Source organism: Clostridium sulfidigenes, assembly GCF_000732635.1.
GTDB classification, from domain to species: Bacteria; Bacillota; Clostridia; order Clostridiales; family Clostridiaceae; genus Clostridium_J; species Clostridium_J sulfidigenes.
Genome location: NZ_JPMD01000080.1, coordinates 1 through 791, shown reverse-complemented (window position 1 = coordinate 791; position 791 = coordinate 1). Strand labels below are relative to the sequence as shown.

Genomic DNA, 791 nt, shown 5'->3' with positions numbered 1-791 from the left:
AAAATATATTAGCTGCATTTAATTTTAAGAATCGTAAAAAAGGTGCTAGACAAATTAAAATGACTCTTAAAAATGAGTTTAACATTAACTATAATCTGAAACGTATCAAAAGAATAATGAAAAAATATAATATTGTTTGCCCTTATAGAAAAGCAAATCCATATAGAAGAATGATGAAGGCTACAAAGGAACATACAGTCTTACCAAACTTATTAAATAGAGAATTTAAGCAACAAATACCTGGTAAGGTATTGTTAACAGATATAACTTATTTATTTTATAAGAATGGTCAAAAGGCTTATTTGTCAACCATTTTAGATTCTTCTACAAATGAAGCTTTAGCATATAACATTTCTAAAAGTTTAAAAATTGATATTGTTACAGAAACAATTGATAATTTGGTGAAATCTAACAAGCATTTACTCCGTAAGGATGTGTTTATTCACTCTGATCAAGGTGCTCATTATACTAGTCCAATATTCCAATCAAAATTAAAGCAAAATAATATAGGACAATCAATGTCTAGACGTGGAAATTGTTGGGACAACGCTCCGCAGGAGTCATTTTTCGGGCACTTAAAAGATGAAACAAATCTAAAAAATTGTGAAACCTTTGAAGATCTATTATGTGAAATTGAGGATTACATAGATTATCATAATAAGTATAGATGCCAATGGAACTTAAAAAAGATGACTCCTGTTCAATACAGAAATCATCTTTTATCTTAGGGTCTTTTTATAAAATGTCCTTGACTTAGGGTACATTTTAAATGAGGCATACCTTTTATTATT

The 791-nt window shown here is 28.2% G+C and carries 1 protein-coding gene; it reads left to right on the top strand.

Features of this window, described 5'->3' with window-relative positions:
- Positions 1 to 728, top strand: a 728-nt coding sequence (locus tag IO99_RS18015; protein WP_035135897.1) for an IS3 family transposase, incomplete at its 5' end; no start/stop codon positions are given.
- Positions 729 to 791 lie beyond the last annotated feature (63 nt).